Here is a 15,397-nt window from a genome sequence, read left to right on the forward strand (position 1 = left end):
ATGATGAAAACCAATCAGATATTTAAGAGCGTTTTGGTTTTGCTGCTTTTTGCAGGAACAAACTGCACGCCAAAAACTGAAAAAAAAGAGCCGGGAGAAAAGTCTCCTAACCTTGTGATCATCTTTACCGACGATCAAGGCTATGGTGATTTGAGCTGTTTTGGAGGAGCGCACGTTTATACCCCTAACATCGATAAAATGGCGGAGGAAGGTGCCATGCTCACCAGTTTTTATGTGGCTGCTCCGGTTTGTACGCCTTCGCGTGCAGCACTCATGACCGGCTGTTACCCACGACGGGTAAGTATGGAACCACCCTCGGGTTTGGCGGTGGAGCTACCTAATGTCCCTCCCGGAAAGCGATTCCCGGTTTGCCTGGCAGCCGATGGTAATGGCCTGAATCCCGATGAAATTACCATTGCCGAAATTGCGCAATCGGTGGGTTATTGTACCGGGATGTTTGGTAAATGGCATCTGGGTGATCAGCCGGAGTTTTTACCAACCCGCCAGGGTTTTGAAGAGTACTTTGGTTTGCCATACAGCCACGACATATCACCCCGTCATGCGCGACAAAAATATTTTAACTTTCCGCCGCTTCCGCTTTTGGAAATGGAAGAAGTAATTGAACTTGACCCGGACGATGATTATTTAACCCGAAGGATTACGGAACGAGCTGTGAAATTCATAAAAGACCATAAAAATGAAAACTTCTTTCTTTATGTTCCTCACCCCATTCCGCATGGCCCCTTGGCAGCCTCGCCCGAAATTAAAGAAGAATATGCCCAGGTATTAGCGAATGGTGTACAAGCATCGCCGGAATTATATTCAACTGCAATTTATGAAATCGACTGGTCGGTGGGAGAAATTCTTGCGGCCCTAAAAGAGCAAGGCATTGATGAGAATACAATCGTATTATTTACCAGCGATAACGGACCAGCAGGAAAAAGGGGCTCTGCAAAGCCATTGTCGGGACGTAAAACCCAGACTCTGGAAGGTGGTATGCGTATGCCAACAGTAATTCGCTGGCCCGGAAAAATTAAAGGGGGCAGCCAAATTGATAAGCTACTCACCACAATGGATTTGTTGCCAACCTTTGCAAAATTAATTGGCGCTGAAATTCCCAACGACCGCATTATTGATGGCAAAGATATTCTGCCTGTGTTACTGGATGGAGCAGATAGTCCGCACGAATATTTCTTTTATTCGCATTGGGGAACTTTGGAAGCGGTACGCTGGAAAGACTGGAAACTCCGTATTATTAAAGGGGAAGAAGCGCTTTACAATCTAAAGACGGATATGGGCGAGCAAATCAATCTGAAAGACCAGTATCCCGATATTGTTGCGCAATTGAAAAAAGCCATGCAGGAGTTTGATGCCGAAGTGACAAAAAATGCGCGTCCGGCAGGACATGTCGATAATCCTAAAGCACTTGCATTACAATTAAATAAAGAGTGAAACTAACTATAGACAAGATGTTTAAACCAATTGTTATATTCAGTTGTATTTTTTTGTTTTTCTCTTGTACTCAGCAGAAAAATGAGCGAAAACCAAATTTCATCATCATTTTCACTGATGATCAGGGCTATCAGGATCTGGGCTGTTATGGTTCACCCAATATAAAAACTCCGCAAATCGACAAAATGGCAAAAGAAGGTATGCGCTTTACTAATTTCTATGTGCAGCCCATTTGTGGCCCTTCCCGTACAGCTCTCAACACCGGCTGTTATCCGATGCGTGTAGCCGAAGTTGGGAATATTAAGCGTAATCACCCCATGGTTCACCCCAAAGAAATTATGCTGTCTTCATTGTTAAAACAAGCCGGATATTCAACGGCCTGTATTGGGAAGTGGGATATGAATGGACATAAAGCCGGGTTTGCCAGGGATGATATCTATCCCGACAACTTCGGCTTTGATTATTGGTTTGGAACAGGAAGCGGAAATGATGGTGGACACATCGATCTCTGGCGTAATCGCGAAGTCGTTGAAAAAAAGGCTGGGATGGATCTTCTGGTACAAAAATACCATGCCGAAGCAATAAATTTTATTGAACAGAACAAGGAGAATCCTTTCTTTCTCTACCTTGCCCACACCATGCCGCATACCAAACTTGGGGCATCCGAGGCATTCAAGGGAAAATCGGAACGTGGATTGTATGGCGATGTAATAGGTGAACTGGATTGGAGTACCGGGGAGATTCTTAAAGCTGTAAAAGAATATGGTTTAGACAAGAATACGGTTGTTATTTTTACGAGCGACAATGGTCCCTGGCTGGTTCGAGGAGAGAATGCAGGTAGTGCAGCTCCCTTGCGTGGAGGCAAGGTAACCACTTGGGAAGGCGGAGTACGGGTGCCTTGCGTGTTGTGGGCTCCGGGCTTGATTCCTAAGGGGAAGACCTGTGATGAAATTACTACCAGCATGGATATCATGCCTACCTTTTGTAAACTGGCGGGTGTTGACCTGCCCAATGACCGGATTCTTGACGGAGAGAATATACTGTCATTGATGACGGGAGAAAAAGTAAGTTTCGATCAGGAACGCATTTATTACTACTATTTCCTTACTCACCTACAGGCCGTGCGAAAGGGGAAATGGAAATTGGTATTAAAGCGCCCACAGGCGCCTGAATGGTGTGGTGCCCTGGGGCATGCATCAAAATGGAAGTTGCATGATGTACTGGAAATCCCGGAGCATCAGTTGTATGACCTTGAAAACGATATTGGTGAAACCACTGATGTGGCAAAAGCACATCCCGGGGAAGTTAAAGCGCTGCTACAGCTGGTAGAAAATGCCCGGAACGACATTGGGGATTACAATAAAATAGGTGAGGGAGCACGGTTCTTTGACGATGAACCCCACAGGCATGATGCGAAAAAGTGGATTGCAGAAAGTAATTAGCCGCTAAATAAGAATGAATATAAAAACGCTGATAAAATATAGTGTAAGTCCAAGATTAAGCCCTTCCCGAATAAGAGCAATGTTCATTTACGGAATAATTCTAATACTTATCGGGTTATTCGGATGGTACAAATCAGGTTTCAAATTAAACCCATTTTGGTATATTCTTGCTATTGGTGGAGTTTTACATATTATTCAAAGCTTGTTTGGAAAAGAGTTAACAAAAGAAAGAATTTTCATTTCATTTGGGAATGATGTAATAGAATACAGTAAATACGTTTAAAAAGCCCCGAAAGATAGAAATTGAAGACTTGCTGGATGTTAGAATTGAAACTGCCATAAAAATGACCATGGGGTTGTGACTTATGATTTCTCTGTTTTTCAAAAACAAGAACTTGATAGTATTAATGAATGCTTAGAATGAATAAAATCAAACATGCTTATATAACCACCATAGTTTAAGATATGAAATTCATACTTTTTATTGATATTAACACTAATAGCAATAGCAGCTCAGCTCTAAAAAGTTGAAGCCAGGGGGAAAGATGCAGGTAAAAGCCAATCTCCAAATATCATCTATATTTTAGCCGATGATTTGGGTTACGGCGATGTAAAATGTTTTAATCCGGAAGGAAAATCTCTATCCCAAACCGGTAAATATGGCTGCCAATGGCCACGGGATACATTGGTAAATGGCATTTAGGCTGGGATTGGGCCCTTGATAATGCAGGAGCCAAAAATATTGATAATTTAGATGTAAGACCAAAGGTAAATCTTAATGTAGCCGTAAAAATGACCCTACAACGTATGGTCTCGAACATTGGTTTGGTTTTTTCGGCTCGCTCGATATGGTGTCCTATGTGTATGTGGAGAATGACATGTCGACCATGGTCCCCCAAAAACGACGGTATCGGTCAATAAAAAAGACCGTATCAAAAGTCAATAAAATACGTAACTTGCAAATTGTGAGAACTATGTACAAAGGTGGTGGGATGGGGGTGATTAGTATCCTACCTACCATTCGTAAATTATACTATGAACCCAAATACTTTTGAGGCAGCTTTATTAAAAAGTATGGCTTGGCGGGAGAACACCCTCTGAGCGCTTCGTGGTGCTTTATTATGCCCACTAAAACCCATACAGCCTCAATAATTATGCACGTTGGCCTGCTGAGAGTTAACAAAAGTTTTAAATCAACCATTAGAAGTGTATTTTTGTGCCGGCTATTTTTAATAAAGTAAGAAGCATTAAGGGGATATCATGATAGATTTACATACGCATACAACAGTTTCTGATGGAACCGTTACTCCCAAGGAGTTGATTTACCAGGCAAAAGAAACAGGGCTCCTGGCTGTTGCCATAACAGATCATGATAGTATTGACGGTCTCGATGAAGCGCAACATGAAGCAGACAGACTGGGTGTTACTTTTATTAACGGGATTGAATTTAGTGCGACATTTGGTAAAAATCGCCTGATTCATATACTCGGACTGGGAATTGATCCACAAAGTGAAGGGTTTAAACGGATATATACAAATTACCGGCAGAATAGATCAGACAGGCTTTTGCAGGTTTTTAAAAAACTCCGTTCTATGGGCGTTGCAATTGGTCCGGAAGATGTAGAGCCATTTGTCACCGGAGGGTACATGGACAGGCAGGCTATTGCTAAATGTCTGGTGGCTAAAGGACTTGCGAAGAGTGTGAGAAATTCCTGGATAAATTATCTGGATAAGATAGATTACATAAACGGGGAACTCATACAACCGGAAGCCGCATTTAGCGCTATTCATGCTGCCGGAGGAAAAGCATTTCTGGCTCATTATCACTTAAAGATTGGATTTAAAGGTTATTCAGAAGAAAATACCCGTATGTTGCTGAAAAAGCTAAAGGAATTGGGCTTGGATGGTATGGAGTGTTATTATCCCTCTTTTTCTGAGGAGGAAAAGCTCCGCTGTGCCGAGTATATTGAAGATTTTGATTTTATAAAGTCAGGGGGGACCGATTTTCATGGCGCTAACAGGTCACATATTAAACTTGGCGTTGGTGAAGGTGATTTTAACGTTCCTGATGAATTACTGGACGAGATCCTCGCAGAAAAAGAAATAAAACTATAGAGTCGCTACCAGGCAATACGGCCTTGCTACCGGCATTTATGGGGTCGCTACCGGCCAAAATGACCTTGCTACCGGCATTTATGGGGTCGCTACCAGGCAAAATGACCTTGCTACCGGCATTTATGGGATCGCTACCGGCCAAAATGACCTTGCTACCGGCATTTATGGGGTCGCTACCAGGCAAAATGACCTGGCTACCGCCATTTATGGGGTCGCTACCAGGCAAAATGACCTGGCTACTCTGCTGCTTCACTTCAACTCACCAGAACGATGCTCCCGAAAGTAATCGGGACAAGTGATGCCTCGTTTGGGTAATGCCTTGTTTTATAGTACTTGCCATGCGCATGACGAACCCCCAATACACAATCCGGGTTTAAGATAAAAGCTGTTCCCTAAATTCTTTCGGAGTCAGACCAAACTGCGCTTTAAACAATTTAGAAAAATAAGAATGGGTATTGAAACCAGTTTCTGCTATTACATCGGACACCCTTACTGTTGGGTTTTTCTCAAACATCAATTTAGCCTTCTTTAATCTGTATTGTGTAATAAATTGGCCCACCGACTCTCCCGTCAGTGCCTTTATTTTACGGTTAAATTGCATATAACTGTAGGCTAATTCTTGTGCTACATCCTCAACTTTTAGTTCTGAATTAGAGATATTTGCATCAACAAACGCAACAAATTTCTTTAACAGTTTATCATCATATGACGTGGTTTTAATATTATCGGATACGTAGGCGTATTTTTCCTTATATGTTTGCTGTAGTTTCTTTCGTGAATCGAGCAGGTTATTGATCTGCGCCAATAAATGATCTGCGCGGAATGGTTTTGTAATATATGCATCTGCACCTGTTGCTATTCCTTCTATTCTTTCGTCCAGGGTGTCTTTGGCAGTAAGCATTATCAAAGGTATATGACAGGTCTTAGCATCATCTTTAAGTAATTTGCACAGCTCATTCCCGTTCATTTCCGGCATCATCACATCACTGATAATAATATCCGGTATATGTTTTCTGGCTGATTCTAAACCTTCTACACCGTTAATGGCTTTAACCACATGGAATTGTTTTTGGCAAATATCACTAATAAATTCAAGCATGTCGGTATTATCTTCTACCACAAGAATGGTTTGCTGTTTATCATCGGATTGTACTAACTCGCTATTTATTGGACTGTAAAGTTCTTTTGCAGGTTTTATCGTTTTATCACTATCCTTTGCTATTTGCGGATTACGGAGCGGTAAGGTAATGACAAACTCTGAGTTTTCTCCATACTTACCAACCTCATTAATGTTACCATTGTGCAATTCAATAAATTCCCTGCTCATAGAAAGTCCAATACCTGCCCCGGACGATTGATTATCCAATTGATAAAATCGGTCAAAAATTTGTTGTTTCTTTGATGGAGGTACACCTTCTCCTTCATTTAGAATGCTAAGAACAAGCTCATTCTTTATCTTGTCTATAGTTGTTTTAACCACTACATTGCCACCTTTTTTTGAATATTTACAAACATTTGAAATAAGATTGTAAAGTACCTTTTCTATCTTATCGTAATCTATCCATATTTCAATTTTCTCGACTTTCTTTATAAACTCAACCTGTAAGTTTGCCTCCTGAAATCCATATTCGCAGGCCAATAAAACGTCATGAATTAATTCATTTATATCGGCTTTATGCAGGTTAGCTTTCATTTTATTCTGCTCCAACCTCCTGAAGTCCAGTATTTGGGTTATCAGGCGTTGTAATCGGCGGGCATTCCTTAAAACTAAGGACAAATTTTTAGTTTCCTTGTCTTTACCTTTCACATCCGCTATCATTCCCTCTACCGGACCGATAATTAAAGACAGCGGTGTTTTTAACTCGTGGGATATATTTGTGAAAAAGCGTTGCTTCATATCAAACAACTCTTTATCCTGCTGTTTGGCCAATGCCTCTAATTTCAGAGACTGCTTTAATTGAGAGAGGCGATAAAGATTTTTATACACTGTAAAAAATATACCGCAAAAGGCTAAACTAAAGAACAGTTTGGCAATCCGTGTTGAATACCAAGGTGGTAAAACACGAATGTGTAACTCTCTGATTTTTTTGCTTTCAACCTTGTCGGAGTTAAGTGCTTTTATTTGAAAGGTATAGTCACCATGAGGTAATCGAGGGTAGTTTACTGAATTTTTCAATGCAGATGTATGCAGCCAATTTTTATCTACACCTTTCAGTTTATATTTAAAAGAGTTGTTTTCGGGAGATGAATAATGCAATGCCGAGAACTCAATGGTAAAGTTGTTACATTCGTGAGGTATGGTGATCTGCTCTAATGTTTCCAATGATTCTGGTAATATCACTCTTCCAAATATTTCTTCTCCAACCTTTACTCGTTTACCCAAAATCTGTAATTCAGTTAATGCTATTTTGGCAGGAATATCATTTATCGATACTTTTTCGGGGTGGAATGTTACGATGCCATTGTTTCCTCCAAATAACAATTGCCCATCTTTTGTTTTTGCCCCGGCTTTTACATTGAATTTATGAATTCCCTCAGGCAGAGGATAGGCGTATTGGATGTGTGTATTGTTTTGTGTGTTGTATTTAATGATTCCGTTATTGGAGGCAATCCATAAATTATTTTTTCCATCGGTTTGAATATCAAAGATGGAACTGACAGGAAGGTTTATTGGGTTGTTGATATGATGAAAACCTACTATAACGTCATCTTTAGAAATAATTCTATTCAATCCTCCATTATAAGTTCCAATCCATATTTGGCCATTATCACCCTCGCATACCGAGGTAACTCTCGAATGACTTAAAGATATTTCATTGTCAGGTTCGTAGAAATAATGATTAAGGTATATGGTGTCACTATCTTCAACAGTAGAGAATAGCCCATTATTCATGGCTATAAAAATTCCATAACTTTCGGTGCAAAGAATTTGATTAACTCTATCGCTTAATGCTACTCCAGTATTGGCCATAACAGGTAATTGGGTACAATTTCCCGACAAAAGGTTTTGAAAATCATTATCATAGTCAACGCACAACAAACCTTGAGCACCACCAATCCACAACCTGTTTTTATGATCAACTTCAAAATTAAAAATTGGATTATTCCCAATGATTTTTTGCAATTTACTATTTAGGGGCAAACTCGAAAATTGTTCAGTGTTCAGATTAAAAAAGAGTATTGTTGGGCCGGCTCCAATAACTACATGATTATTCAATTCGAACAGAGCATATCTCATAATATCCTTATCATAAATTAGTTCAAATTCAAATTCAGATATGTGGGTTTCAGCAAATGTATTGACAGATCGGTTTAGTTCACCCTGCAATGTTCCTGCCCATAGATGGCCTTTTGAATCAACTAAAACCGGATTGATATAATTATGGGACAGTGATTTTTTATCCAAAGAGTGATGCACTAAATTGTAAAAGGGTTTTCGCTTAGTGTCGATTTTTGTGATGCCTCCCTGACCCTTTCCAATCCATATAACCTTAGTATTATCTTCAAACATACATAATAAGGTATTCCATTTTAAACTGTTGTTTTTCTCATTTTGTAAGTATCTCTTAACTTCCTTTGTGGCACGATTAATTTCATACAAACCATTTCCGACAGTTGATATATAAATATTGTTGTTAGAAGATACAACTATATCTGTCACGCTATTAATTTCCTGAGAAAACTCTTCCTGGGTTATCAAGTGGTCTAATGAATTTAATTCATCTTTTTTCTTTAGCTTTACACGACTTACTTTGCTTTGAAATCCCATCCAAAACACCGAATCTGATTCTCTGGTAACCGTATTGCATACAGAAGATCTATCAGAATACGTGATGATATTAAATATATTTCGTCTTTGGTCATATCGTGCTATTCCTATGCCTCCCTTTTCCGCAGCAACAAAAAACAATGAATCTTCTACATGAAAAATTGTTCTTATTCTCTCCCCGTAAGGAAAAAAATCATGATTAGCTATAACAACATCTTTAATTTTATTGTTTTCGGAAAGACATACAACGCCTGAGGATGAAGTGATAAGTACATCATTAGTTCTTGTTTGACAAAGTTTGGAACGATTATCAATAGCTGGATGAGGAATTCTTTGAAATCGCTTTGCCCGTTGGTCATATTTGCATAAGCCAACTGTGGTAATTGCTAAAATATCATTGTTTCTATCTACCACCAATTCAAAAACCTTATCACATGGCTTGATATGTTGTCCATCGTAAAAGTGTTCATTAGCTATCGTATTGATGCCATCATATCGAACGAGTCCTTTGTGAGTTGCCAACCACAAAAATCCATTTTCATCTTGTACAATATCAAATATTCCATCCTGGTGAATTCCTTCGTGTTTAATGTGCTCAAAAAAAACGCCCTGACTGTGGAGTTTAATCTGGATTGACAGAACAGATATTAATACAAGGACAAAGGAGAATTTATAGGTCATTTAAAATGAGTTTTGATCCATTATTTATTGAAGTCATAAAATTAGAAATATTTTCCTATAGAGACAGGAATATAAACAAATGTCAAAAATGGTTGTGTGAAGGTGTTTAAAATTTGCGATGTGTGTGGTTTAGGGAGGGGTAACGTTGCTACAATAATACGCAATAATCTTATGTTGATAATCAGATGTTCTATATCAAGTTTGTTTTAGAAATTTATAGTCAATGATGTGAAAATCTGCATTCAATAGTTTTAATTGAACTTACATAATACAGTAAAGGCCAAAACACATATGTGAATTGGCCTTTGTGTTATATAAACAAAATCCTATTACTCTTTTATCAACTGGCTGGTGTGAATTCGTACACCATTCGTATTAATACCATTTACAATGTACATGCCTGTTGATAATTCGCTTACATTCACTTTCATGTTTTCTGCAGGATAAGAGGCGACCAACTGGCCGGTAAGGTCATAAATAACCAATTTTGCTATTTCTTCTTTTACATAAACTACATCTTTGGCTGGGTTTGGGTATAGTTTAATCTCAGTAGCCATCGCCGAAGAGAAACCTGAACTTAAACCAGCATCATAAGCTCCAATCCAAGGGCTGCTGCCGCGTGTTTTACCTGTAATATCACTAGTCGGTGCTACTGAAGCTAAACCAGCTTCAACAATGGCTGTTCCACTAGCTTTAACATAGCTAACACCATTTTCCGCAGATAAAACTTTAGGAAGGTCACCATCCATTTCAAAATCGATTTCTGTAGAAGTGTATGTTAACATTTCATCAATCATATTACCTGTTTCGGGAAAACCAAGCTGAGCCATCATAACATTATTGCTTGATGCTAACCAATTGATAGCAGCAGTGCCATCCGCTACTGACTGAGTGATGGATAATGCACGATAATACTTTGTTGCTTCAGAACTACCCTCGGCAGTTCCTACCGTACCGGTGAATTCTTTCATGTCGGTGATGAAAAGGTTGTTGGCAATCGTAAGTTTTGGACTTGTTCCATTCTCAGTGGCATTGGTAAACCATACCGAAGATTTATCGTACCATGTTTTTTCCATATTTATGGCTTTATCATTAACAATTGTATTGTTTACAAAAATAAGCTCGGTGGCATCGGTTGTTGTTTTACCTTGAACACCAGACAGGATAGTTCCCCATTTGGTTTTAATTTGTTGTGTCGAACTGTTGTGGTCTTGTGTAAAGTTGTTAAACACGCAGTTATTGATTTCTGCTTTACCTGCTCCTACATAAATTGTAGAGTGAAATCTGTTGTTATGATTAAGAGTAAGTACGTCGGTCAAATACGTGTTTGTTAATGTAAAAGAGGTAGTAGCTTGATTTGTATAGTAGATTCCACCCAAATTACTTGTAATATTTTCTACAATACATTGGTCAATTGAAAAATTTACATCCAGGGCATTGGCAGCATTGTAGAATATAGCGCCGTAATTGTTGGTTAAAAATCCGTAATTAGAAACTCTTAGTTTGTTCAGATTAATGTTTACATTGGAGTTGTCATCATTAAACTGCTTAAAAAGGTACATGTTTGGAACGGTAACTACGTCTGATGATTGAGCAGTAAGCGTAGTTTTGTCAGCGCCTGCACCAACAAGGTTCAATGTAAATGCAGAACTGTTGTTATCAATTATTATATCGGCAGCACCAAATATACCTTCTCCAAGGTTTATGGTGTAATCATTATTTGTTCCTCCTGCAAAATCGGCGTGAATTTCGGTAATGGCAGCACTAACAGTAGCCAGAGCATTCCCAACTGTTAAACCATCATTGGTATCACTTCCTGTTGTTTCTACATAGTAGTTTAAGGTTTGTGCATGAATGCTTAAAGTAAATGCAATTAAAAAACTAATTAGAGATAAAATTCTTTTCATAATAGTAGATTTTAAGTTTATAAAAAAATGAATATAAATGTTTGTTCAGTTTCATTATGATGATTCATAATTGTCTGACTCTATCAAAGAAAACGTTTTATCGAAACGGTGCTTGTGACAAATCATTTAAATAATAGAGTTTATTATTCACGATTTTAATTTATTCTGGAATCAATAGGTTTATTCTGGCAACATTAAAATCAAAAACAAACAGCTTTAATATTAATTCAGTCAGGCAGTTGGTTGATATGTAAGTGAGGGTTGTTATAATATTTGCAGCTTTTGTTATAATACAGGTAAAGTTTGTAGGGTGTGAAATGTATTATTGTATTGATATTAACTTAATGTGAATTTGAACAATGCAAAGGAGGTTTTTTATACCTGTTATTTTCTTTCTGTTATTTCTTTTTGCTTGTCAAAAAAAGTCGTGTAATACACTTCCCAATATCGTTTTTATCGTAGTGGATGACTTGGGTTATTCCGACGTCGGTTATATGAATCATAAACCGGAAATTCAAACGCCCAATATCGATCAGTTGGCCTATGGTGGAATGGTTTTTACAGATGCTTATGCCGTTGCGCCGGTATGTTCGCCAACCCGGGCAAGCCTGATGACCGGAAAATATCCCGCTACCCTAAAACTGACTTGCCACATACCTGGAATGGGCATGGAAAAATATTTGGCAAAACTCAGCAAGGGACAAAAACTGAAGGAAGCTTATTTTCTGGACCATTTACCGGATGAAGAAGTTACTTTTGCAGAACTATTGAAACAGAAAGGTTTTACAACCGCTTATATTGGCAAATGGCATTTAGGTGGCGAAGGTTCCGTATACACAAAAGATGGAATTGTGAATGCTGCCTATCACCCCGACAAACAAGGATTCGATGTGAATATCGGAGGTTGTGCCTACGGACAGCCCAAAAGTTATTTCGATCCCTATAAAAACGGCACCATCAAAGACCGAAGGGAAGGAGAATATTTAACCGACAGACTGGGGGATGAAGCTGTACAATTCATTGCGCATAATAAAGAAAAGCCTTTTTTTCTAAGCCTGGCTACGTATACTGTTCATACCCCTTTAAGCGCCCCGGCCGAAACTATTGAAAAATATGATGGTAATCCCTATTTTGCCATGATTGAGAAGCTGGATGAAAACGTGGGAAAGGTTATGGACAAACTGAAAGAAATGGATTTATTGGACAATACCGTCGTGTTTTTTTATTCGGATAATGGCGGCTTATGGGGAAACCCACCTTTAAAAGGCAAAAAAGGAACCTTAAATGAGGGAGGAATTCGGGTGCCCCTAATTGTTAGCTGGCCTGGGAAAATAAAGCCCGGAAGCAAATGTGCTGTACCCGTTACTACGGTTGATTTTTTTCCAACCTTTTTGGCGTTGGCCGGGGGCACGCCATCTGATCATGTACAGCTGGAAGGCAAAAGCTTGCTTCCTGTAATGTACGGGACAGGAGCTATTCAGGAAAGGGCTATTTACTGGCATTTTCCCCATCACCGGAAAGAAGGGCTTTCTATGGGAGCCGCTATTCGCGAGGGAGATTGGAAGTTGATTGAGGAATTTGAATCAGATGAATTGTACTTGTATAATTTGAAGGATGATCTAAGTGAAGCGTACAACCTGGCCAACCAGTATCCGGAAAAAAGAGATGAGCTGTTAAGCAAGTTGGAAAAATGGCAAAAAAAGGTGGATGCTGAAATGCCAGAAATAAACGAAGATTATAAATAGAAATAACATAAAACGATAATCAAATGAAGATTTTAAAAAGACATTTTATAATTGGTTTTTTACTGTTATCTATAACTGTAGTAGGGCAGGAAGAGAAGAAAACGGTTACCGCTAACAATTTTGACTTAAAAGGCATTGGATTAGAAAAAGGTGTAATGCGAAGAGATCCCAGCGATATCATCAAAGTTGGTGAATTGTATTACGTGTGGTATTCCAAAGGAAAAATATCTCCCGGTTACGATGCCACCGTGTGGTATGCCACTTCTACCGACGGTAAAAACTGGACAGAAAAAGGAATGGCGTTGGCTAAAGGTAAGCCCGGAACCTGGGAAGGTGAAAGTGTGTTCACGCCCAATATTCTTGTGGCCGAAGGAAGATACTGGTTGTTTTATACCGGTGTTTCACGTAAATTCAAACAGCCTTACAATCCGGATTCAAAAATTGGTATTGCCGTATCCGATTCGCCCGATGGCCCTTGGGAGCGCCTGCCTTCGAACCCGGCTCTTACCAACAGCGATAACCCGGAGGACTTTGATAGTCACCTGGTGGATGATGCTTGTCTGATTGTTCGGGAAGGAAAATACTGGTTCTACTACAAAGGACGTCAGATGGGAAAAGGTCCCGGTCAAACCAAGATGGGAGTAGCCATTGCAGAGCATCCGCAAGGTCCTTATGTAAAACACGAGGAAAATCCGGTTATTAAGGGCAACCACGAAGTTTTTGTTTGGACCGAAGGCAAAGGTGTGGCAGCCATGATTGGGACCACTGGCCCTGACGATATAACAAACACCATACAGTATGCCAAAGATGGAATTCATTTTACCAAAACACATGATGTGGTAAATAGTCCAGTTGCAGCTGGCGCTTATCGTCCCGAAGCGTTTACGGAAAGTGGTAAAGGTAAAATGCCCGAGTGGGGTGTTAAAATAGGAAGACCTAACAGGAAAAAAGGTGAGTTGCCTTTTGTGCAAGGCTTTACATTGTCTGTAGAAGAAAAATAAATACGAATAACGAAGTTGCCGCGGAAGGCCATCTTTCAGCGAACCATCAACTAAGCAAGAATTACTATAAGCACAATCGAATGAAGGTTTTAAAGAACAAGTTATTTTTTTCTTTCATGCTGTTAACTATGTCGGTTTTCGGCCAGGATGAGATAAAAACGCTTACGGCTACCAAATTTAACTTGAAAGGAATTGGTTTGGAGAAAGGTGTTATGCGTCGGGATCCCAGCGATATTATCAAGGTAAGCGACCGATATTATGTTTGGTATTCAAAAGGCCCCAAGTCCAGCGGCTATGATGCCACGGTTTGGTATGCAACATCGTCTGATGGTGTGAACTGGACGGAAAAAGGTATGGCAATCGACAAGAATCCAGAGGCCGGTGCGTGGGATGAGGCCAGTGTTTTTACGCCTAATATTCTGGTTGCTGAAAGTAAATACTGGCTCTTTTTCACCGGGATTTCAAAGAACCCGAAGATGAAGCCTGACTCGAAGATTGGTATGGCCGTTTCCGATTCGCCCGATGGTCCTTGGGAGCGATTGCCCAATAACCCGGTGCTAAAGAATAGCGATAATCCGGAAGATTTTGACAGCCACCTGGTGGATGATGCCTGTTTGATCGTTAAAGATGGAAAATACTGGTTCTATTACAAAGGGCGTCAGTTGGGAAAAACTGCACGCGAAACAAAAATGGGGGTGGCCATTGCAGAGCGTCCGCAAGGCCCTTATGTGAAGCACGAGGCAAATCCGGTGATTCCCGGCAACCATGAAGTACTGGTATGGGCGCAAGGTAAAGGTGTGGCAGCCATGATTGGAACAACCGGACCTGAGGAAATCACGAATACGATTCAATATGCTGAAGATGGTATTCATTTTACCAAAATCTACGATTTGGTAAATTCTCCCCATGCCGGAGGGGCGTATCGTTCGGAAGCATTTACTCAAAGTGGTAAGGGGGAGGTGCCCAAATGGGGTGTTCAAATTGGAAGACCTGACAGGAAAAAAGGTGAGTTGCCTTTTGTGCAAGGCTTTGAATTGATTAAAAGTACAAAATAAAACTTACCATGGAACCGTCAATGAAAGTAGACCTCAACATTTTATGAAAAATGTTTTTAGGAGTTAAAGGTTAAGAAGTGTCAGCAAGAAAACTACTTTTTTATAAGTGTTTGAATTGAAAAGTTCAAGGTTTACTCTTTCTGAAAATCAAGGAGTTTGCTTTGTAAATATCTGTTTTCAGAAAGAGCGTAAGATAGAAATTGGACTATGGGGAAAATCACTAGGTAATA

At 39.6% G+C, this 15,397-nt stretch carries 11 protein-coding genes; 8 read left to right on the forward strand and 3 right to left on the reverse strand.

The genetic code is table 11. From position 1 onward, the window contains the following. The 5 genes from ACT29I_RS13360 to ACT29I_RS13380 all read left to right on the forward strand — a co-directional run bounded on the left by ACT29I_RS13360 (position 1) and on the right by ACT29I_RS13380 (position 5,009). Entirely contained in the window at positions 1-1,452 is a 1,452-nt protein-coding gene (locus ACT29I_RS13360) for a sulfatase family protein (protein WP_444793669.1), read from the forward strand. Continuing rightward, the gene (locus ACT29I_RS13365; protein WP_444793670.1) at positions 1,449-2,894 is read left to right on the forward strand and encodes a sulfatase family protein; all 1,446 of its coding nucleotides are present in this window, start codon (positions 1,449-1,451) and stop codon (positions 2,892-2,894) included. Before ACT29I_RS13360 ends, ACT29I_RS13365 begins: the two co-directional genes overlap by 4 nt. Before the next feature lie 13 nt (positions 2,895-2,907). After that, on the forward strand, positions 2,908-3,177 hold the full coding sequence (locus ACT29I_RS13370; RefSeq protein WP_444793671.1) for a hypothetical protein: 270 nt from the start codon (positions 2,908-2,910) through the stop codon (positions 3,175-3,177). Between the two features lie 386 nt (positions 3,178-3,563). Then, entirely contained in the window at positions 3,564-3,815 is a 252-nt protein-coding gene (locus ACT29I_RS13375) for a hypothetical protein (protein ID WP_444793672.1), read from the forward strand. Positions 3,816-4,154: 339 nt separating this feature from the next. Continuing rightward, on the forward strand, positions 4,155-5,009 hold the full coding sequence (locus ACT29I_RS13380) for a PHP domain-containing protein (RefSeq protein WP_444793673.1): 855 nt from the start codon (positions 4,155-4,157) through the stop codon (positions 5,007-5,009). Here ACT29I_RS13380 and ACT29I_RS13385 read toward each other — a convergent pair. The 3 genes from ACT29I_RS13385 to ACT29I_RS13395 all read right to left on the reverse strand — a co-directional run bounded on the left by ACT29I_RS13385 (position 4,951) and on the right by ACT29I_RS13395 (position 11,366). Then, entirely contained in the window at positions 4,951-5,262 is a 312-nt protein-coding gene (locus tag ACT29I_RS13385) for a hypothetical protein (RefSeq protein WP_444793674.1), read from the reverse strand. The genes ACT29I_RS13380 and ACT29I_RS13385 overlap by 59 nt on opposite strands. A 120-nt stretch (positions 5,263-5,382) precedes the next feature. Then, the gene (locus tag ACT29I_RS13390; protein ID WP_444793675.1) at positions 5,383-9,459 is read right to left on the reverse strand and encodes a hybrid sensor histidine kinase/response regulator transcription factor; all 4,077 of its coding nucleotides are present in this window, start codon (positions 9,457-9,459) and stop codon (positions 5,383-5,385) included. Positions 9,460-9,788: 329 nt separating this feature from the next. Then, positions 9,789-11,366 (reverse strand): T9SS type A sorting domain-containing protein, encoded by a 1,578-nt coding sequence (locus ACT29I_RS13395; protein WP_444793676.1) that lies wholly within the window; start codon positions 11,364-11,366, stop codon positions 9,789-9,791. Between the two features lie 359 nt (positions 11,367-11,725). Here ACT29I_RS13395 and ACT29I_RS13400 point away from each other — a divergent pair, with 359 nt between their 5' ends. The 3 genes from ACT29I_RS13400 (at position 11,726) to ACT29I_RS13410 (ending at position 15,167) form a co-directional block, all read left to right on the forward strand. After that, complete coding sequence (locus tag ACT29I_RS13400) at positions 11,726-13,111, forward strand: sulfatase (RefSeq protein ID WP_444793677.1); 1,386 nt, start codon at positions 11,726-11,728, stop codon at positions 13,109-13,111. A 23-nt stretch (positions 13,112-13,134) separates the two neighbouring features. Beyond that, positions 13,135-14,112, forward strand: a complete 978-nt coding sequence (locus ACT29I_RS13405) for a family 43 glycosylhydrolase (protein ID WP_444793678.1) — start codon at positions 13,135-13,137, stop codon at positions 14,110-14,112. Positions 14,113-14,192: 80 nt separating this feature from the next. Beyond that, positions 14,193-15,167 carry a family 43 glycosylhydrolase gene (locus tag ACT29I_RS13410; RefSeq protein ID WP_444793679.1) on the forward strand — a complete coding sequence of 325 codons (975 nt, stop codon included), beginning with the start codon at positions 14,193-14,195 and terminating at the stop codon, positions 15,165-15,167. Positions 15,168-15,397 lie beyond the last annotated feature (230 nt).

The organism is Saccharicrinis sp. GN24d3 (assembly GCF_052400645.1).
GTDB lineage: Bacteria > Bacteroidota > Bacteroidia > Bacteroidales > Marinilabiliaceae > Saccharicrinis.

Excerpts from the sequence above, each read along its gene's own strand:
- ACT29I_RS13370 (WP_444793671.1), top strand. The coding sequence starts at position 2,908 with ATGAATATAAAAACGCTGATAAAATATAGTGTAAGTCCAAGATTAAGC.
- ACT29I_RS13390 (WP_444793675.1), bottom strand. The coding sequence starts at position 9,459 with ATGACCTATAAATTCTCCTTTGTCCTTGTATTAATATCTGTTCTGTCA.
- ACT29I_RS13360 (WP_444793669.1), top strand. The coding sequence starts at position 1 with ATGATGAAAACCAATCAGATATTTAAGAGCGTTTTGGTTTTGCTGCTT.
- ACT29I_RS13395 (WP_444793676.1), bottom strand. The coding sequence starts at position 11,366 with ATGAAAAGAATTTTATCTCTAATTAGTTTTTTAATTGCATTTACTTTA.
- ACT29I_RS13410 (WP_444793679.1), top strand. The coding sequence starts at position 14,193 with ATGAAGGTTTTAAAGAACAAGTTATTTTTTTCTTTCATGCTGTTAACT.
- ACT29I_RS13375 (WP_444793672.1), top strand. The coding sequence starts at position 3,564 with ATGGCCACGGGATACATTGGTAAATGGCATTTAGGCTGGGATTGGGCC.
- ACT29I_RS13380 (WP_444793673.1), top strand. The coding sequence starts at position 4,155 with ATGATAGATTTACATACGCATACAACAGTTTCTGATGGAACCGTTACT.
- ACT29I_RS13405 (WP_444793678.1), top strand. The coding sequence starts at position 13,135 with ATGAAGATTTTAAAAAGACATTTTATAATTGGTTTTTTACTGTTATCT.
- ACT29I_RS13400 (WP_444793677.1), top strand. The coding sequence starts at position 11,726 with ATGCAAAGGAGGTTTTTTATACCTGTTATTTTCTTTCTGTTATTTCTT.